The 19,824-nt window shown below is 49.2% G+C and carries 14 protein-coding genes; 10 read left to right on the forward strand and 4 right to left on the reverse strand.

Annotated features, from left to right (window positions below; translation table 11 throughout):
- Positions 1-16: 16 nt before the first annotated feature.
- Positions 17-535, reverse strand: a complete 519-nt coding sequence (locus HGH92_RS24445) for a GNAT family N-acetyltransferase (RefSeq protein WP_168873441.1) — start codon at positions 533-535, stop codon at positions 17-19.
- A 98-nt stretch (positions 536-633) separates the two neighbouring features.
- On the opposite strand from HGH92_RS24445, the gene HGH92_RS24450 reads away from it, so the two are divergent.
- Positions 634-1,440: a hypothetical protein gene (locus tag HGH92_RS24450; protein WP_168873442.1), complete on the forward strand. Its 807-nt coding sequence runs from the start codon at positions 634-636 to the stop codon at positions 1,438-1,440.
- Between the two features lie 43 nt (positions 1,441-1,483).
- Here the strand turns inward: HGH92_RS24450 and HGH92_RS24455 are convergent, their stop codons facing one another.
- From HGH92_RS24455 to HGH92_RS24465, 3 genes are all read right to left on the reverse strand, one after another.
- Positions 1,484-3,823, reverse strand: coding sequence for an ABC transporter permease (locus tag HGH92_RS24455; RefSeq protein WP_168873443.1), 2,340 nt, complete (start codon positions 3,821-3,823; stop codon positions 1,484-1,486).
- Positions 3,824-4,129: 306 nt separating this feature from the next.
- Complete coding sequence (locus HGH92_RS24460; RefSeq protein ID WP_168873444.1) at positions 4,130-5,044, reverse strand: patatin-like phospholipase family protein; 915 nt, start codon at positions 5,042-5,044, stop codon at positions 4,130-4,132.
- A complete protein-coding gene (locus tag HGH92_RS24465; protein WP_168873445.1) occupies positions 5,041-5,880 on the reverse strand; it encodes a hypothetical protein in 840 nt (279 codons plus the stop codon). The genes HGH92_RS24460 and HGH92_RS24465 overlap by 4 nt, the downstream gene beginning before the upstream one ends.
- 256 nt (positions 5,881-6,136) lie before the next feature.
- On the opposite strand from HGH92_RS24465, the gene HGH92_RS24470 reads away from it, so the two are divergent.
- The 9 genes from HGH92_RS24470 to HGH92_RS24510 all read left to right on the forward strand — a co-directional run bounded on the left by HGH92_RS24470 (position 6,137) and on the right by HGH92_RS24510 (position 19,809).
- Positions 6,137-6,691 carry an RNA polymerase sigma-70 factor gene (locus tag HGH92_RS24470; RefSeq protein WP_168873446.1) on the forward strand — a complete coding sequence of 185 codons (555 nt, stop codon included), beginning with the start codon at positions 6,137-6,139 and terminating at the stop codon, positions 6,689-6,691.
- 207 nt (positions 6,692-6,898) lie between these two features.
- Positions 6,899-7,960 carry a FecR family protein gene (locus tag HGH92_RS24475; RefSeq protein WP_168873447.1) on the forward strand — a complete coding sequence of 354 codons (1,062 nt, stop codon included), beginning with the start codon at positions 6,899-6,901 and terminating at the stop codon, positions 7,958-7,960.
- A 234-nt stretch (positions 7,961-8,194) separates the two neighbouring features.
- Positions 8,195-11,368, forward strand: coding sequence for a TonB-dependent receptor (locus tag HGH92_RS24480; protein ID WP_168873448.1), 3,174 nt, complete (start codon positions 8,195-8,197; stop codon positions 11,366-11,368).
- Positions 11,369-11,379: 11 nt separating this feature from the next.
- A complete protein-coding gene (locus HGH92_RS24485; protein ID WP_168873449.1) occupies positions 11,380-12,873 on the forward strand; it encodes a RagB/SusD family nutrient uptake outer membrane protein in 1,494 nt (497 codons plus the stop codon).
- Positions 12,874-13,199: 326 nt separating this feature from the next.
- On the forward strand, positions 13,200-13,748 hold the full coding sequence (locus HGH92_RS24490; RefSeq protein WP_168873450.1) for a hypothetical protein: 549 nt from the start codon (positions 13,200-13,202) through the stop codon (positions 13,746-13,748).
- A gap of 323 nt (positions 13,749-14,071) precedes the next feature.
- Positions 14,072-15,187 (forward strand): DUF6443 domain-containing protein, encoded by a 1,116-nt coding sequence (locus HGH92_RS24495; RefSeq protein WP_168873451.1) that lies wholly within the window; start codon positions 14,072-14,074, stop codon positions 15,185-15,187.
- Positions 15,184-15,810 (forward strand): hypothetical protein, encoded by a 627-nt coding sequence (locus HGH92_RS24500; RefSeq protein ID WP_168873452.1) that lies wholly within the window; start codon positions 15,184-15,186, stop codon positions 15,808-15,810. Before HGH92_RS24495 ends, HGH92_RS24500 begins: the two co-directional genes overlap by 4 nt.
- 1 nt (position 15,811) lies before the next feature.
- Positions 15,812-16,309, forward strand: a complete 498-nt coding sequence (locus tag HGH92_RS24505) for a hypothetical protein (RefSeq protein WP_168873453.1) — start codon at positions 15,812-15,814, stop codon at positions 16,307-16,309.
- Between the two features lie 572 nt (positions 16,310-16,881).
- Positions 16,882-19,809: an RHS repeat domain-containing protein gene (locus tag HGH92_RS24510; RefSeq protein WP_168873454.1), complete on the forward strand. Its 2,928-nt coding sequence runs from the start codon at positions 16,882-16,884 to the stop codon at positions 19,807-19,809.
- Positions 19,810-19,824 lie beyond the last annotated feature (15 nt).

Here is a 19,824-nt window from a genome sequence, read left to right on the forward strand (position 1 = left end):
TCAGCCCCGGGACGATTTAAATGTCCCGTTTCATCAGAATATCCATTTGTTCATCGGCGCCGAGCCGGAAGATATGTTGCCCGAAGGGAACAAACCCCTGTTTGTGATAGAATCCCTGTGCCTTTTCATTTTTTGTCCATACGCCCAGCCAGATGAAGTCTGCATTTTTCTCACGGGCCACAGCGATGGCTTTGTCGAGCAGCAGTTGTCCTGCTTTGAGCCCCTGAAACTGTTGCAGTACATAGATACGTTCTATTTCCAGCGCGTTCTGATCTTTCAGGTCGGTTTGTGCCGGTCCGGTGTTGAGCCTGATATAGCCGATGGGCGTATCTTGCCGGAAGGCAATGTAGTAGCTGATGTGCGGGGAGTTGATTTCTATTGACAGTTGTGTGGCGTTAAAGTGTGTGGACAGGTGGTGTTGCATATCTTCCTGTGTATTATAGGCTTCGTAGGTTTCCCGGAAAGTGGCGACAGAAAGTTGCTGTAATGCTGTGATATTTTCTAAAGTCGCGCGAATAATATAGACAGCGGTCATAATTCTCTTTTTTGCAAAGATACTGAATCCGGGGGTGGTGTCTTCTGGAGGTGGGGGTTGTCATCGTTCTGACAGTTTCCTTTTAGTAACTTCGCGATATGACGAGACAAGAAGTTCAACTGACTGATACTGATATTCAATTGTTGCAAAGCCTGGGGCGGGTGAAGGGACGTCGTTTGAGGCTGCTGTTGTTTTTTACATTTGTGACACTGGTGTTTGGGTTGTTATTGTTTATACCTTCTGATGCGACCGGTTTTAGGATTGGCGTAGGGCTGATATTTCTGCTGATGTTCTCGCTTTGTTATTTTATGTGGCGGGGAGTGTGGCTGATGCGGCGGCGTAGCCGGCATAGCATTAACAATGGCCGCAAAGGGATTGTGGAGATGGAGTTGAAGGCATTACAGGCCAATGGCCGGGGGGGAGTGGATTATGTGGCGGACAATGGCGAGGTGTACCGGGTAGCGGTGCCATTGCCGGGTGTTTCTGTATTGGGCAGGCAGTTGTCTTCCTGGTATCCGGGCGTGATAGAGCGGGCAGCCGGCATGGCAGGTGAACGGGTACAGTTACATATCAGTGTTACCGGTGTGTTGTTACAGGTGATCTATCCGGAGGCGCTGGCGGTGAAAGCGCCGGCGGTGTTAACGGAAACGGATAAACGGCTGGTAAGCCAGTACCATAACCGTGACAAGGTGATTGTGATCGGTAAGATCACGGAGGTACTGTTCCCGTTGCAACGTGGCAAAGCGGCACATGAAACGTATATCCGTTTAGGTGATACCCTTTATCTCCTGAAGCCGTTGCGGCAGACGGAACATCCGGTCAATCCCGGACTGGAAGTGCATTTGCATATCCTTCCCGGGAGAAATGGAGAGGCTGACCAGCTGTTGTACCTGCTGGGAGCGTAGGATTGTTTTTCAGATGATCAGGTTGGGGGGTAAGTCCTGTTTATTATTCTGACCTCAGGCTGTTAACCGGATTGGTCATCGCCGCCCTGATGCCCTGGAAGCTGATTGTCAGCAATGCGATGACCACAGCCAGCAAACCGGCGAGCATAAACATCCACCAGGAGAGGGTGATATGACGGTCCATGTGTTGCAGCAGTACCTGCATGGCCCATGCTGCCAGCGGAGCAGCCAGCAGGAAGGCCAGCAGTATCGGTTTCATCAGATCGGCCGACAGCATGAACCACAGGCGGGCAACGCTGGCGCCAAATACTTTGCGGATGCCAATTTCGCGGGTACGTTTTTCTGCCATGAAGGTCGATAACCCCAGCAGCCCAAGGCAGGAAATAATAATAGCGAGCGTGCCCACCACGCTGATCATCTGCCAGGTGGAACGGATTCCTTCAAATTTGCGTTCCTGCGCATCCTGGGTGAAGTGGAACTCGAATGGGTAGCCAGGCGCTGTCTTTTTGAAGGCGGCTTCCAGTTGCTGTACCTGTTGCTGCCATTGGCCGTCGTTGACGAGGCGCACAAAAATATGATTGAGGGTGCCGGTATTCAGGAAGACCGCTAATGGCGGAGTGACGTCGAACGGATCATTGAAAGAGAAGTTCCTGACCACGCCGATCACCATGTTCTGACCAATGAGCGTGCCCACTACAGGAGGTTTCAGTCCCATCTTTTTTACTGCAGTTTCATTCAGGATGCAACCCATGGTATCCCCAAAATCGCGGTTGAAATCCCGTCCTTCCAGGAGAGATAATCCTGCTGTTTTGATCCAATCGTATTGTACCTGGCTGATATTGACCATAAAATTCTGGTCGGCTGTTTTGCCTGGCCATACCAGGTCATTGGTGGCGCCGTTGTAGCGTACCAGGTCGTCGTTGCCGGCGGAAACGCTTTGTACGCCGGGGATTTGCAGGAAGGCCTCCCGGATAGCGTCATATTTGCCGGCCATATTGCCGCGGGTGGGAATGTCGATCAGGTTTTCCGTCTCATAACCGATGGGCAGCTCCTGTACATACCGTTGTTGCCGGAAAATGACGATGGTGGTAATGATCAGGAAAATAGAGATCATAAACTGAAAGGTGACCAGGCCTTTGCGGAAAAGGCTGCCGTTGCGGTTACCCGGCATCAGGCCCTTTAATACTTTGACGGGCCGGAAGGCGCTGAGGAAGAAGGCGGGGTAGCTACCGGCAATAAGGCCGGTGACCATGGCAAGGCCAATCATAAACAACCACAGCTTCCAGTCTGCCAGGTCCATGGTCAGATGGGTATGAAGCAGCGTGTTCATCGCGTGAAGGCTCAGTTTAGCCAGCAATACTCCGGTGACCAGCGCCAGCAAGGCCATGGCCATGGATTCGGAGAGGAACTGCCATACGATCTGGCGCCGGGTGGCGCCCAGGGTTTTGCGTACGCCCACTTCCCTGGCGCGTTGTGCGGAGCGTGCGGTGGCCAGGTTCATGAAGTTGATACAGGCGAGCAAAAGGACAAAGATGCCCACAATAATGACGAACTGGATGACCTGTATTTTGCCACCTGCGGGTTTACCGTCCCTGAACCTGTTATAAAGGTGAAAGTCGGCAAAAGGATAGGTAAAAGGGGTACTGTTGCCATAACGGGTGCCAATCAGTTTTTTCAGTTTATCATTGAAAATGTTCGGGTCAACATGTGGTTTGAGGGTCACAAAAGTCTGCATGGCATTATAGTCCCACCGATCGGAGATGCCCGGGTTTTGCTGTTCTATGAGCTGGTAAGGCAGCATCACATCGAACCGCAGGGTACTGTTGTCCGGGATGTCCTGAATAACGGCGCCTACTTTCAGGTTGCGGGCCTGGTTGTGCCGGAATATTTTACCGACGGCGTCATCGGTGCCGAAGAACTTTCTTGCTGTGCCGGAGGTAATGACGATAGAGCCGGGGTCGAAGAGCGCCGCTACCGGATCGCCGGCAATAACGGGGAACCGGAAAATACGGAAGAAATCCGCATCGGCATAGTACCCGTTTTCATAGGTGCTTTTATCTCCGATGTTCAGCAACTGGTCGCCGCCATGGGTAACACGTGTCACATGGTCCGCATCGGGCAGGCCCTCACGGATGGCCGAGGCAAGGGCAGGCGTGGTCGTATAGCCGGTATAGATGACATTCTCCCGGGGATCATTGAGCATGATGCCGTAGATCGAAGAAAGATTGGGATGGAAACGGTCATATTGTAATTCCCCCTTTACAAAAAGAAGGAAGATGATGCCCAGCGCGAGCCCTATCGACAGGCCGCTGATATTGACAAAGGTGAACAGCCTGTTTTTGACCATCCCCCGGACGGTGGCGGCGTAGTAGTTTTTCAACATAATCGGGAATTTTAATCTGCCTGGTAGCTGCTCCGCCAAGAAGGTGCCATGTTTGAAACACTGGCCGGGCAAGAGGCGGGGAGTTACGGTGCGTCCGGTTTCGGAACAAAAGTGTCCGATTTCGCACGCGTTGCGCGATGCATTTCCTTTGCTGCCAATTGCCACCGGGGTCCTGCATCGGTATTGTGCTGATGTGTCTTCTGCTGCCAATTGCCACTGGGGTACTGCTTCAGTATTGTGCTGATGTGTCTTCTGCTGCCAATTGCCACCGGGATACTGCATCGGTATTGTGCTGATGCTCTTCTACTACCAATTGCCGCCGGGATACTGTTCCAGTATTGCCTTGGCGCGTAATTGTCCCTGTTTCATCCAGGCCTGCATCAGCAGCCGGTCAAACCGCAGACCGGTGGGGAAGTCGGGGTCAAGTTCTGCTTCTGGGCTGATATAAAATACTTTGACGGGGGCAGTGGCATTGTGCTGGAAGTTGCGCAGTACTTCGAGGTCGTTTTCCCGTACTTCCTGTATGAAGATGGTAACAGCGCGCATCAGCACATCGAGAAGGCCGGTATAGTTGTCGCTACCTGGCTGCTGTGTGTCCGGGTTGTTACTGAGGATATAGATCCGGTGCTCTTCTCCGGATGGAAGATTGGTGACGACAGCACGGGTAGGGACTACCTCCCGGTTGCCACCGTCTACATACTGGCGGTCACCAATGGTGACAGGCGGCATGAAAACGGCCTGGTTGCTGCTGCTCTGCAGCGATTTGATCAGCATTTCGGAGGAATTGATCACGAGGCTATCGTAGTGAATACTCGCCTGGATAGGACGTGAAGAGAAGATGCTCAGGCGGCCGGTTTGCAGGCAGACGGCATTGAGGCATAAAATAGAAGCGGATTGCCGTATGGTGTTCCAGGCGTCATCGGTCATCTGTTGCCGGATCTGGTTTTCCAGCGGAGTGGTGTCGTACAGATAAGGCTTGTTGTTGATGATGTTATCGATAGCGTTTTGTTTGTTGAGGATGTCCGCATTGCTGTTGCTCAGGTATATGTCTGTCACCTCCGGTATTTTACCGGCGGCTACCATGGCCGCGATGAGGGCGCCGGTGCTGGTGCCGCTGATGAGATCAAAGGAGCGGATGCCGGTGGTGGTCATCAGCTGACGGAGCGCTCCTACGCTGAAAGCGCCTTTGGCGCCGCCGCCGCTGGTAATGAGTACGTTCATGGTCTTTTTTTGAAAGGCTGATGGAACAGGACGATGCCTACGGCAAAGCCCATACGTGCGGATTTCAGTTCATTGTTGACCGACAGGTTGAGGCCAAATGGTCCCAGCTGCAATTCCGCTCCCAGTGCCACCTGGTTAAAATGTACGAAGCTGGTATTATATTCCGTATAGGCGTTGAGGTTGCCAACGCCGACGGGTATCTTTTTCACTGAGATGTCAGTGACGCGAACGGCCAGCCGCGTGCTAAGCGTGGTATAGAAGGTATTGCCGCGCAGGAACAGGGCAGGACCGGCCATTACCCGAAAACGGCCGCCACACTGTCCGGCGCCGGCGAAAGTATAGCTGAGGTAACCCCTCACCGTGCCGAGGTAGGCTACCTGGCTGCTGAAAATATTGGCAGCGCCCTGACTGAGCTCGAAGCGTTTTTCCAGTCCGCCGCAAAACTCAGAGGAAGGAAACTCCGGATGGGCAATATGTTGGCGGTTCATATACACGAGCCACTGAAATACATTGTTGGCTTCATCGTCGGGCAATGCATCGGCAAAGCAGGTGCCGTTCAGCGTGTCGTTGATGAAAGTGGCGGTTTGCCGGCTGACCCGGATGAAATCCTGGTAGCTTTGTGGATGTTGTTGTTGCAGCCGGGTGAGCAGCTGTTCGTTGGCGCTGTCCTGTGGCTGATATTTTCCCAGGGTTTTCGTGAGCGCAGATATGGTTTGTGCATAGGATACCGCTTTAGCTCTGCAGGTGGCGTTGTCACAGCATTTTTCCGTCGTTTGTGCAGTGAGCTCCCGGATACTGCCTATGCATAGTAACAATAGCAGCAGGGTTTTTTTCATAACAGGAAGTTAGGCTTTTTCGCAGAAAACGGCAACGCAGTCATGTAAAGTGCGTCAGGATTTTAGCGAAGAGCAGGGACGTAAGGAAATGAACCTATCCCGGATGGTCCTTTTTTTCGGGAAATCGCCGGTAAAAGCCGGTAATGGATGAACATCTTCGCGTTCTTTGCTCTCTTGTATTCTTCGAGAAAAAAATCGCTTTACAATAAAAATTTGAGTAGTTTACCCGGGTGCACGCATTATTAAAAACTATTGTATGGGAGACGCTGAAGTAAACGCCCTGTGGCGGTCTGTTTGTGGGGCGGATGATCAGTCGGCGTTTCGTACGTTGTTTGATTACTTCTACAACCGGCTGGTCTGTTTCGCGGCCGATCTGGCGGGTACCCGTGAAGCGGCGGAAGAGATTGTATCGGATGTGTTTGTGCAGCTATGGAAGAACCGCCGGCAAACGGTGGGGGTTATACGACTGAAGACCTATTTATATACGGCGGTCCGTCACCGCAGCTATAATTATATACGTGACCATCAGCGGCACCGGTGGCTGGGGCTGGACAGTATCGCTGAGCCGGCGGAAACGGCCATTCAGCCTTCGCTGGAGTGGAAAGAGCTACAGCAGCAACTGGACGCGGCAGTGGACCGGCTATCGCCGCAATGCCGCACTGTTTTCCGCATGGTGCGGGAAGAAGGCTTCAAATACAAGGAGGTGGCTGCTATCCTGGACGTGTCGCCACGCACGGTGGAAACCCAACTGGCAAGGGCCGTGGCCCGGCTGCGTGAAGTGCTGCAAGCTATGCAGCATCCGGTGCGGTAAGAGCGTGCCTCCCGGGCTGTACATTGAGCATCCGGCACGGCAGATAAGCACGCAACTGTAATGACGTTATACAACCGACTGAACATTTAAGCAAATCGTACCATTCCCTCCCCGTCCATTAGTGCTTTCAAAATTTTTTTCATCGTTTGTACGTAATCGTGTTTTTTTTCGTGTCTGTATATCCGGAGAGCACTTCTTTCCGGAAGAATGATGACAGATGAACAACGCCTGAACGAACTGATCACTGCCCGGCTGGCCGGCACCATCGATGCGGATGGAGCGGCTGAGCTGGAATCCCTGTTGCGGTCATGTCCCGAACAACAGGCCACTATTGCCTTACTGGAACGGTACTGGGAGGCGGTCCCCGTAGCGGCCACGCCGCCCGCAGACATTTTCCGGCAAATCATGGCCGTGGCAGAGCCGGCCCACTCATCTCCCGGAAAAATTACAACAAAAGACTCCCGGGGGCTGAAGTCATGGATATTATGGGGAGCCGCAGCTGTGACCCTGCTGGGCATGTTCCTCTTATTCCGGCCTGGTGGCGACAGTCATCAGCAGATAGTGCGGACGGCCGACGGGGAACGGAAAACATTCCGCCTGGCAGATGCCAGTACCGTACACCTTAATGGCGGCAGCCAGTTACGCTGTGTGCTGACCGGCTCCCGCCGCGAACTGTGGCTGGAAGGAGAGGCCTATTTTGAAGTGGCGCCCGACCCGGCCAGGCCCTTCGTGGTACACGCTTCCGGGGTCAATATACACGCGCTGGGAACGGCTTTTAACGTAAAAGCCTATCACGGGCAGTCATCCTGTGAAACAACCCTGCTGGAAGGCGCCGTGGAAGTATATGCCGACAAAACCCCCGACAGCAGGATACGGTTGCGGCCCTACGAAAAAGTATCGCTGGACGCTACCGCGTCGATCGCGGCGCCGGTGAAAAAAATAAACCTGAAAACCATACACGCCGGCCCACCCGCACAAACCAACGTCGCTGCGCCACTGGCCGACACCAGCCTGACAGAAACGGCCTGGGTAAACAACCGGCTGCAATTTGACGAGATCGACTTCGAAGAGCTGGCACGGCTGCTGCAACGCTGGTACGGCGTACATATCACCTTCCGGGATGAAAAACCAAAGCACTATATCTTCAGCGGCGCCTTTGCCGGCGAAACCGTCACCCAGGCATTGGATGCCATGCAGTTGATTGAAGATTTCCGCTATGAAGTACAGGGCAATACAATTACCATATTTGGCACGTCAACTAAAAAATAAGCTGCAAAAACCGTTATGAATCAGTAAAAACAAACAGTAGAACATCACAGAAAAAAAACAGGAAATGCTACTAACATTTCCTGTAATTCCAGGTAAAGAAACAATGCATATCCCCTTTGGCCGGGCGGACAGGGCATTGTTATTTTCTCACCCATCATCACAAATGTAATGCAAAATGTCAACCAATCGCGTTGCCGCCGGCGAAGAACGGCGGTACTAAAGCCTCTAGTCATTATGAAGCTGTCTTTTGTTATTGTTTTATTGTCCTGCCTGCAGGTGACCGCCACCGGCTACTCCCAGCGCCGGGTGTCGCTGTCGGTGAAGGATACGGAAATCAAAAAGGTGCTGGACCGTATCTCCGGGCAGACAGACGTCCGTTTCCTGTACAGCGACCGCAAAGTGGACCTGCACCGGAAAGTCAGTCTGCATGCGGACGATGAGCCATTGCCGGCGCTGCTGGACAAACTGCTGGCCGGTAGCGGATTTACCTATAAAGAACTGGAAAATAAACTGGTGGTCATCATCCCCGAAAACTCCGGATGGGAAAACATCCAGGTAAAAGGAAAAGTGACCGGCGTGGATGACGGCAGCCCACTGCCCGGCGTAACGGTACAGGTGAAAGGTACTGCCATCGGTACGGTGACGGATGAAAACGGCAATTTTCAGCTCAACGCGCCCGCCGGCGGCATACTGCTATTCCGCTACGTAGGGTACGACCAGTTGGAGCTGCCCGTGAAAGGCAGCATGCAGGTACAGCTGAAAAAATCTTCCAGCGCACTCTCCGAAGTGGTAGTGGTAGGTTACGGTACCACGCAGAAGAAAGACCTCACCGGCTCTGTGGTGAGCGTCACCCCCAAAGATTTTAACAAAGGCATCATCAGCAACCCGGTACAGGTACTACAGGGCAAAGTAGCCGGTCTGGTGATCAGCAAGCCCGGTGGTAATCCCAACGGAAAAATCAGCATCCGGCTGAGAGGCGCTTCCTCTCTGTCGGCCAGCAGCCAGCCGCTGTTTGTAGTGGACGGTATTCCCGGTATCGACATCAACGTGGTGCCGCCGGACGATATCGTGTCCATCGATGTGCTGAAAGATGCTTCTGCGGCAGCGATATACGGTTCCCGTGGGGCCAACGGCGTTATTATTGTCACCACCCGCCGTGGTAAAGAAGGCGCTCCCCAGGTGTCTTATAGCGGTTACGTGGGCTTCGACCAGATCGCCAATACTTACGATGTGCTCAATGCTTCCCAATACCGTCAATACCTGAAGGACAATAATATCGACCCTAATGGTTTTGATCTCGGTTCCAGCACTAACTGGCAAAAAGCTATTTCCCGTACAGGCGTGAGCCACAACCACAACCTCTCCATGGGCGGCGGTAAAGACAATACCCGCTACAGCGCTTCAGTGAACTACCTCAACAACGAAGGTGCGATCATTAACTCCGGACTGGAACGTATCATCGGCCGTATCACACTCGACCAGGGTATCTTCGATAACCGGTTGCGTATAGGCCTGTCCATGAACTATGTAGGAGAGAAGAACCGCTACCAGGGCCTGAACCCCGACGATCAGGGAGATAACCGCCTCTGGGAACAGTCCATCGCCTATAATCCTACCGCTCCCATTTATAAACCCGATGGCACCTATTTCGAAAAACTCGATATCAACGATAACTACAACCCGGTAGCACTGGCCAACCAGATCAAACATCAGCGTGCATTCAATAAATTTATCGGATCTGCCAAGATCACCTATGATATCACCAAAAACCTGACCTACGATTTGTTATTGGGACTGGAAAGAGCTTCCGCCGACAGAGGCATGTACTATTCCAAAAAGTCTCCGGTGATTGAAGGCGCCGGTAGCAACGGCACCGCCACCCGGGAATCCAAAACCTGGGACAACAAAACGCTGGAAACCTATTTTACTTATGGCAAACAATGGAAGCAGCACAACCTGAAAGTGACCGCCGGTTATTCCTATCAGAATTTCTTCAGCAACTCCATGAATGCCGGCAATACGCAGTTCGTATCCGATATTTTCGGCTACAACAACCTCGGTGCCGGACAGGCCGATCTGCCTACTGTTGGCTCCGGGGCAGGAGAGAATGCTCTGGTGTCTTTCATTGGCCGCGCTTTCTACAGCTACCATGACAAATACCTGCTTACCGGTACAGTGCGTCGTGACGGTTCCACCCGTTTCGGTAAAGACAAAAAATGGGGCACCTTCCCGTCTGCCTCTTTCGCCTGGCGCATGACACAGGAACCCTTCCTCTCCGGCGCCACCTGGCTGGAAGATCTTAAACTACGTGTAGGCTATGGCGTTACCGGCAACCAGGAAATCGAAAACTATAAATCCCCGCTGACGTACAGTCCGGGAGGTAAAGTGCTGGATAACGGCCGTTGGGTGACGTCCTATGTCATCGGACAAAATGAAAACCCCAATCTCCGCTGGGAATCTACCGCGCAGTTCAATGCCGGCATCGACTTCAGCATATTCAAAGGGCGTCTGACCGGTACCATCGAATATTACGACAAACGCACCAAAGACCTGTTGTTTAACTATAACGTGCCTTCACCGCCGTACCTGTTCCCTACCATCCTGGCCAACGTAGGCCAGATCAGCAACAAAGGCGTAGAACTGTCGCTCAGCGCAGGCGTGGTCCAGCGGAAAGATTTCAGCTGGGGCGTGTCTTTCAATATCTCCCGTAACTATAACGAGATACTGTCTATCGCAAACGACCAGTTCAAAAGCGACGCTATTTACGCCGGTACCGTGGGCGCCCGCGGCCTAACCGCCGTACAGATCGTGAAGGTGGTGCCGGGTTATTCCATCGGTACGTTTTACATTCCGCAGTTCAACGGCGTAGATGCCAACGGTAACCAGCAGTTCAAAGACCTGGACGGCAACGGTTCCTTCGACTTCCGCAGCGACAGCCGCGTAGCAGGTAACGGTCTGCCTAAATACCAGGCTGGTCTTGCCAACACATTCCGCTATAAAAATTTCGATCTCAATTTCCTGTTACGAAGCCTGTTCGGCTACCAGATCTTCAATGCTACAGAACTGGTGCTCAGCGACCGTTTCAGCCGCATGCCCGGAAGGAACATCATCGCCAAATATGCCAACAGCAATATCCGAGGCACGTATGTGTCTGACCGCTTCATCGAAAACGGCGCGTTCCTGCGTTTGGACAACTTCACCCTGGGCTATAACATCCCAGCGGCCAACAGTAAGTGGTTCGCCAATCCGAGGGTTTACATCTCCGGACAGAACCTCTTTGTCCTGACGGCCTATTCCGGTCTGGACCCTGAACTGCCTATTGACGGCCTCGCGCCTGGCATTGATAACAGGAACGTATATCCGAAAACACGCTCTCTCGCAGTGGGCTTTACGGTGAACTTTAAATAAACAAGATGATCATGAAAACAACAATCTTCAAATATACCTTACTGGCAGGCATGGCCTGTACCGTCTTCAGTTGTACCAAGCTGGACGAAACCTTCTACGACCGTGGCACAGATGACAACTTCCTCAAAACAGAAGATGAGCTCAACGCCTTCGCCAACGGTGCTTACGCCAATATGCGCAGCTACCGTGACGCCTATTGGAAAATGAATGAAGTCACTACCGACGAGACCACGGTGCCTTCCCGCGGCGCCGACTGGAACGAAGGTGGCCTGTGGCGCGTGCTGATCAGTCACCAGTTTCCGGTAACGCATCAGTATATCAACGATATGTGGAACAGCATCTACCAGAATGGCGTAAACCCTGTCAACGCCATCCTGCAAAAGCTCGACCAGTCCACTATCCAGTTGCCCACCAAAGACCAGATCAAGGCGCAGATGAAAGTGCTGCGTGCCTTTCACTATTATCTGGCCATGGACGCATTCGGCAATATCCCCATCGTGACTTCCTTCAGCCAGGCGGAGCCGCCTAAAAACACGCCCAGGGCGCAGGCCTTTACATTCATTGAAAAAGAGATACTGGACAATATCCAGGCGTTACCCGCAGAACTGAACACTAAAAACTACGGTAAAGTGACCAAAGGCATGGGCTTCATGCTGCTGGCACGTTTGTATGCTAACGCTGAAGTATATACCGGAACGCCGCGCTGGAATGACTGTATTCGTATGTGCGATTCCGTTACCAAACAAGGCTATCAGCTGGAGGCGGACTATTTCGCCAATTTCTCCACGCATAACGAGTCATCGAAGGAGAATATCTTCGTTGTCCCTTATGACGCCATCAACGCCAAAGGCATGATGCTGCACTATCTCACGCTGCATTACAACAACCGCTATACTTACGGTCTGCCTAGCTCGCCATGGAACGGCTGGTGTACGCTCAAAGCACATTATGAATCCTATGACAATGACGATAAACGTAAAACCATGTTCCTGGTAGGGCAGCAATATGCGCAGGATGGCACGCCGCTGAAGACAGAACAGGGCGCTCCGCTGGCTTTCACCCCGGAGATCAATGACCTTGCCAACGCCACCCAGACAGAAGGCGTACGCATCGTTAAATATGAAATTGAGAAGAACACCCCCTATGCCGATCAGGACAATGACCTTGTGATTTTCCGTTATGCTGACGCGCTCATGCTGAAAGCAGAATGCCTGTTACGTACCGGTCAGGCTGGTCCGGCACTCGCCTTGGTGAACGAAGTGCGTGCCCGCAACTTCGCGGTGGCCAAGCCGCTGCTGACCCTGACGCTCGACGATTTGCTGGCGGAGAGAGGCCGGGAGTTTATCTGGGAAGGTTGCCGCCGGCAGGACCTTATCCGTTTCGGCAAATGGAGCGGCGAATGGCAGTTCCACCCGGCAGATGCGGAGTTCAGGAAGTTGTTTCCTATTCCACAGGCGCAGCTGGATGCGAATCCGAATTTGCAGCAAAATCCGGGGTATAAATAGTTGAGATGGCAGATAAGCAGGAAGGCCTTGGCGATGGTTGATCGCTAAGGCCTTTCGTTTTTAAGGCGGATATCATCAGATTATTTTTATATCTTCCTTTTATAATCTTCCAATGCAAGCAGTAGTTTTTCTAAAAATAGAAACGTGATGAGAAAAATATATTCTGTTACCGTATGCTTATTTGCTTGTTTGACGGCGTCCGGCCAGGTGGCGGTCAATAGGGAGTCGAAAGACTCAACTAATATTTCCTATCATGCACTTCGTAAGTATTGTTCTGATAGGGCATTAAAACTGTAATGTAGTTAAGAAGCCCAAAAATAGCGACAGTGAAAATAATTTTTATATTATTCAGTTTGCTGGCTTTTATAACCAGCTCGGCGCAGGTAGATACCTTGGTGGTGAGGGAAAAGCGTGGTTTTTTATTTCTATCTGCAAGTAATTATATGTATGATTATGATGGAAGGCAGAATGAAATCAGGCTTTTGGGTTTTCATGACTTCTTTTTTCCTGCAGATCGTAATTTTGATGAGTTGGATAGTTTAATTGTGAAGCCTGTGCTGAAAGATGGATTAAGAGTTGATTTTTTTGAAAAAAGGCAAGCGATTAAAAAAGAAGCACTTGAAGTTTTTTGCTCTGATACAACTGGGTGTTACGGTTTTGAGAAATTTTACATCATTCCTGTGGTTGTTACTTATAAACAATATAAAGATTTTGAACCTTTAATATGTAATAGACCAGTATATGAATTACTGGTTGACAATAAGCATTTATTGAGGTTTGAATATCTTTCTCAAGCCATTACGATCTCTTTTATTCAAGAAAATCAAGTCTTGACAATTGGAAAAGGGAAGGTTGGTATTGGGAGAGGTAAGTAGATGATTTAACGTGCTTTGAACTGTAAAATATGGAAAACGCATGGCACGTAGAATACTCCGGGGAGATATTTATTCTGTATGGAGCATTTGTAGTATACTAAAAAATAATAGGATGAAATATCCGGTGTTTACATGTGTTTAATCCTGCTTTGTTGTCTTCCTCTTGTTGGCAATGCCCGGCATATTGTGCCTGCTAAAACGAGAACACTATTTAATTGAGAGTGAAGGAGGAGTTTTATATTTTTAGATACCCTATTTAGATAATATTTGATATTTTTATTATCAAATATTCCGTTTTCAATTGTTGCCCAAGAATAATACCTATGAGAGAAAGAACTCAACGTAGCTTCGCCCAAATTTCTGCGTTTTTATTGTTTATAGCTATATTATCCGGTAGCCAGCTGGTCTCCGGCCAGCAGCCCGGTGGCGGCGGATTGCCCGCCGCGACGCCGGAAAACATCCCTGGCGCCTATACGAATCCCACCGTCAACTATATCCGGACCTGGGAGCCAGTCAAACCGCTGACAGATCCCACTGCAGTAATGGCCCAGACAAATCCGACAGCCGATGTAAGACAGATTACGCAATACTTTGATGGCCTTGGTCGACCTTTGCAGACGGTGGCCAAAGACATAGGTGGCAAGGGCGGAGACATGGTAACCCCGGTGGTATACGATGCCTTTGGACGGGAACAGTTTAAGTATCTGCCCTATACGGGAGCCGCCACCGACGGCAAGTTCAAAACGACGGCGTTTGGCGATCAGGACCAGTTTTACCGGAATTCTGGCAAGTATACCGGAGAACGGATATTTTACAGCAAGACAGAATTTGAGGCTTCGCCGTTGAACCGGGTGCTGAAAACTTATGCTACGGGCGACAGCTGGGCCACTAAACCAGTAACGCTTCAATACCTCGTTAACACAGTCGCCGACTCTGTGCGTATCTGGAACATAGATGCTGCCGGACAGTTATCTGTAACAGTGACAACAGATGAAGACGGTGGCCAGGTGGCGGAATATAAAGACAAATCCGGCCGGGTGGTACTTAAAAAAGTCCGGGCAGCCGGCAATACCTGTACGGCCCATATGGGATGGCTGTGTACCTATTATATCTATGACGATCTGAATAACCTGCGTTTTGTGATCCCGCCGTTGGGCGTGGAGAAGATCATCGGTAGCTGGAATACAGCTGCTATCGCAGATGGTCTTTGTTTTCAGTATAGCTACGATGGGAGAAAGCGAATGATCACCAAAAAGGGCCCTGGTGCGGGCGTTGTGGAAATGGTGTATGATGTGCGTGACCGGCTGGTATTTACCAGAGATGCCAACCAGCGAGCGTTGAACCAGTGGTTGGTGACCTTCTATGATGATCTGAACCGTCCGGTGGAGACGGCGCTTTATAACAGGGATATCTCGCGGGAGGCTTTACAGATTATGTGATAAAAACCAGCCAAAATAAAACTGTTGGTTACAACACGAAGACAGGAACTACAGAAAAAATAAAGACAGATGGAATTTCAGCAAGGGAAAGATCGGCTGCTATGGCGTTTGTGAAAAAAAATTCCGGAAATACAGCTGAATTTGATGCCAGCGCCTCTGTTTACAATAGTTTCGTTGAGTTGCTGTCAGCCGGAGTTCGAAGTAAAATGTCAAGTATTGTTGATGCGGATGATGGCTCCGGTGGCACAAGCGATGCAAATAATCAGGAGCATGGAGGACAGATCCGGGAGATAAGAGATGAGGCAGGAAAACCTACTGGCAATACGGAAGTTGTGCAATCTCCTTCTTCCCCGGTAAGTGATCCAACCAACAATAGTGCTGTAACGATCACACATACTATTGATGTAAGAACAAAGTCGCTTTTTCATAGTCATCCCAGTGGCGCAAAAGAAAATAGCTCTTTCGTTCAAGGGCCATCGGTACAAGATATAAATGGTGCTACTGATAAGAAAGGTAATCCTATCGCAAATTACCAGTTCGGAATGTCTAAAAGTGCTGGCCAAAAGGTGTATATCTATTCCACAAATGGGGTTAAGGCAATTTTACCTAAAAGTGCTTGGTAATATGGAAAAACTAATTTTTGTTTTATTTTTAGCCATGGCCTTTCTGGACGCACCGGCGCAGATAACAATTAAACAGATAGGAAAGGTACATTACGCCATTGTTCCGGCTAACAAACCGGTTTCCCTGCGTAACGACACGATTGCTCAATCAATAAATAACTATATTCAACAACATGCAGAAAAAGATTTTCCGGATGTGTTGTTGTATATTAACGATCAGGATCCAGAAAGTATGTTGTCAAACTTTGAGCAGGTGCTGGTTTATTATCAAAAATATGCTGGAGAGTTTTTTAATAAGTATGATGATGTATATCGCTATAATAGAGCGCATATTGGGATAGAAATATCGCTCTTTCACGATCATTATCAAAAAGGAATGGAGGCAATTGAATATGCGGTCAATCACTTGAAAAGGCTGAAGAAGAAGGAAAAACGCCTGTCCAGGAAAAGTAAAGACGGCGTATTGACCGAAGTGGATTTAAAATGCTTTGAGTTGTAGAATACGGAGGAATGTGGGGTACAGGTGCCTAAAGAAAATATTTATTCTATATAGAGCATTTGAACCAGGCAAATTGAATAGTTGTTTAGTTAAAAGTTATCTTTGACTATATTGAAGACTTTCAACTCCCAAGGATTGTTTATTTTAAATTCTCGACTCTTATAAACCTATTAGCGGAATGCAGACTATTTATTTCATTATTCAAAACTGTTACACCAATTGATCACTATATCTATCGTCATTACTATGTTCCTATGCACTGTATTCGCTGTCCCGAGACGTTTTCTCATCTGCCTGGCAATGTTGTGTTGTCTATTTAATACAGACTGTTCCCGTTTATATGCGCAGTCCGACTCCAAAATGACAGACCTGCCCAAATTAATTCCTCCCTCACCCAATGCGGCTGCACTGGGTAAATACGGGGATATACCAGTAGGACTATATACAGGGATACCCAACATAGGCATTCCGCTTTATACAGTGAAACTGGGAAAATTTTCCTTGCCGATATCCCTCAATTATCACTCCAGTGGTTTAAAAGTAGAGGAAAGGGCCAGTAATGTGGGATTGGGATGGTCGCTAAATGCCGGGGGGTAATCACGCGTACGGTACATGGGAAGCCGGATGAATCGGCGCTGGGCTATTGGAATTACGGCAATGTGGTGCCTGCCGATCTGAGAGACCATGACCTTACACAGTTTCTGGGTGGTTCTTATGACAGCGAGCCTGACATGTTTTACTATAATTTTGGTGGGAAGAGCGGCAAATTTATCATAGATGCAACGCCGGAGAAGAAGGCCCATATCATTCCCTTTCAGGACCTATCTATCTCACACGATAATACCTTGTCCAGATTTGAAATAGTAGACGAAAATGGAATCAGATATATATTTAGTACCAATGAGATTTCGCATGTCGATGGCGGTGGAGGATTAATTACCAACCACACGTCCGCCTGGTACCTGACCCAGATTGTGACGCCTTTTGGTACGGTTGATTTGAGCTATGCTGCAACAGATGATTTGCCTGAAGTGATACAATACTCCTCTGTTGATTATCTGCAGGCGGCAGGGAGTTACAGCGCATGCATGCCGCTGGACCTGTCGAGCGCTGTTTCAAGTACCACCTATAATGGTAAGGTGCTGACTGATATTACCACCCCATTTGAAAATGTACATTTTTATAATACCGGCAACCGGTTGGACCTGCAGGGGGTATCGAAAGTGGATTCAATGGTTGTTTCCGATTATAAAGGAATATCTAAAATGAAATTTGGATTATCCTATAGCTATTTTGAGAATAATAGCAATTCTTTCAGGCTTAGACTGGATAGACTGACACAATATGCCGTCAATGATACCGGCACCTTAGTACATGCATTTGAGTATTATGCGCCAACGGCTGTTCCTGCAGTAACCTCTCTTTCTCAGGACTATTGGGGTTACTTTAATGGAGCGCAGAATACCACGTTGTTGCCGGAAATTGATCCCCGCCTTTGGGGGCCGTTATATAGCAAACCCGGCGCCAATAGAAAACCTGATGCAGCTTACGCGATCACTGGTGTACTAAAGAAGATAACTTACCCTGCCGGCGGGTATACCCAGTTTATTTATGAAAGTAATGACTATGGGTATAAGGAGGGCAGAATGATTACTGACCGACCAGAAATAGCCGGTATGGCAAACACTTCCGCTTCCATGACTAACACCGTAAATGCTCCCTATAATGCGAAAACCTTTACGATAGATCATGTGCAAAGAATTTCCATGACGATAGGTGGCAACTACAGTGGGGCAACGCCCGTTGAAAACGGTCCCAGTGTGTATGTAAAACGAATCAACACGGACGGAAGTAAGACGGTGCTTTATGAACAGTTTATGATAAACGCCACCGCTACCAGGACATTGGATATTACCGATACAGGAACTTACGAAATCTCAGCTGGGGTAGACGGGAAGGTACAAAATGCATCCATCCGCGTGGATTATTTTGCCCTTGGCCCGGATACGATCAAGGTAGTGAAAGGTGGAGGTTTAAGAATTAAAAGGATTGTTAACAATGACGGAATTACTCCTGTGGAAAATATCCGGAACTTTTACTACCGCATGGAAGGGGACACTGCCCGTTCTTCGGGAAACCTGATCAGCCCTTACATGTTCGCTGAATTCAAAACAACAAACAGTGGCGCCTGTACTTTTCTGCAAAGGGCAACATTCTCCACCAATTATTTAGGTTTTACCCAGGGGGCTCCTGTAGGGTATAGTTGCGTAAAAGAGGAAGTATCCGGTGCTACCAGCAATGGCTCGGTTGTGTCGCTTTTTAAAAATGAGGCTCCCAATACGCGTGCTGCTTTGTATGCATTTGATTTGACAGCCCCCGACGGCACACCCAATATCAGGGCAAATGGCCTGTCGAATAAAGCCAGTACAGATATGGATGTCTTTAGGGGACATCTGATGACAGAAAAATACTATAGTAACAATGGTCAGCTTATTAGGTCGGTAAGCAACAACTACACCGTTGACCGCTACGGTCAGGGATTACCCAACTATTTTGAGGTAAAAGTCATCCAGCCATTTTCATTTCAGGTATGTCTGAAGGATTGTAATATCTGTGATCCGGGGAATCCTAATAATCCAATAGGTTGCCATGAGTTTGGAATTAAGAACTATTCCTACGCTGAAAGCCGCGTTGTCAGCCCGTGGATTGTTAAAACCCGAACTATAGAAACAGATTATTTTCCTGAGAGAAATGATTCTTTACAAAAGGAAGTCCGCTATTATTATGAGAATCCGCAGCATGGCCTGCTTACCCGTATGGTAGCGTTGCAAAGTACAGGAGATAGTTTGATCACCGTCAGCAAATATCCACTGGATTCCATCAACGGATTGTCAGCCAGCGCTGCTGCGGCCAAGTCGCTACTGGTAGCCAAACACTATGCGGCAACATTATTACAGCAGTCCAAGCTTAAAAATAATAGCTCCCTGGAAGATGTGTTGATCAATTACAGTGTATGGCCATCAGGTCTGCCTTTGCCGGAAAGTGTTTTCAGTCGTACGCTCAATAATCCAGTGGAAAACAGACTTACGTTTTTCAACTATGACAACACAGCTAATATATTGGAACAGTCAAAAAGTAATGACGTGCATGAAGTCTATTTATGGGGATATAAAAGACAATATCCTGTCGCTAAAATAGTGGGAGGTGACTATAATACCATTATATCTAAAGTAGATAGTAATGTGCTGGACAATCCGGCCAATGATGAAGCGTTGAGAAATGAAATCGACAAAATAAGGAAGGCACCAGGCAATGAAAAAATGTTGGTTTCGACATATACCTATTCTCCTGTTTGGGGGTTAACCAGTGAAACCGATCCTGCTGGTAAAGTTACGTTCTATGAGTATGATGGTTTCGGAAGACTTAAACTCATCAGAGATTTGAATGGTAAAATACTTAAACAATTCGATTATCGGTATCTGCAGTCCGTTGGCCAATAGCGGGGGTCACTGTTT

The organism is Chitinophaga varians (assembly GCF_012641275.1).
GTDB classification, from domain to species: Bacteria; Bacteroidota; Bacteroidia; order Chitinophagales; family Chitinophagaceae; genus Chitinophaga; species Chitinophaga varians_A.

Excerpts from the sequence above, each read along its gene's own strand:
- HGH92_RS24445 (WP_168873441.1), bottom strand. The coding sequence starts at position 535 with ATGACCGCTGTCTATATTATTCGCGCGACTTTAGAAAATATCACAGCA.
- HGH92_RS24450 (WP_168873442.1), top strand. The coding sequence starts at position 634 with ATGACGAGACAAGAAGTTCAACTGACTGATACTGATATTCAATTGTTG.
- HGH92_RS24455 (WP_168873443.1), bottom strand. The coding sequence starts at position 3,823 with ATGTTGAAAAACTACTACGCCGCCACCGTCCGGGGGATGGTCAAAAAC.
- HGH92_RS24460 (WP_168873444.1), bottom strand. The coding sequence starts at position 5,044 with ATGAACGTACTCATTACCAGCGGCGGCGGCGCCAAAGGCGCTTTCAGC.
- HGH92_RS24465 (WP_168873445.1), bottom strand. The coding sequence starts at position 5,880 with ATGAAAAAAACCCTGCTGCTATTGTTACTATGCATAGGCAGTATCCGG.
- HGH92_RS24470 (WP_168873446.1), top strand. The coding sequence starts at position 6,137 with ATGGGAGACGCTGAAGTAAACGCCCTGTGGCGGTCTGTTTGTGGGGCG.
- HGH92_RS24475 (WP_168873447.1), top strand. The coding sequence starts at position 6,899 with ATGATGACAGATGAACAACGCCTGAACGAACTGATCACTGCCCGGCTG.
- HGH92_RS24480 (WP_168873448.1), top strand. The coding sequence starts at position 8,195 with ATGAAGCTGTCTTTTGTTATTGTTTTATTGTCCTGCCTGCAGGTGACC.
- HGH92_RS24485 (WP_168873449.1), top strand. The coding sequence starts at position 11,380 with ATGAAAACAACAATCTTCAAATATACCTTACTGGCAGGCATGGCCTGT.
- HGH92_RS24495 (WP_168873451.1), top strand. The coding sequence starts at position 14,072 with ATGAGAGAAAGAACTCAACGTAGCTTCGCCCAAATTTCTGCGTTTTTA.
- HGH92_RS24505 (WP_168873453.1), top strand. The coding sequence starts at position 15,812 with ATGGAAAAACTAATTTTTGTTTTATTTTTAGCCATGGCCTTTCTGGAC.
- HGH92_RS24510 (WP_168873454.1), top strand. The coding sequence starts at position 16,882 with ATGGTCGCTAAATGCCGGGGGGTAATCACGCGTACGGTACATGGGAAG.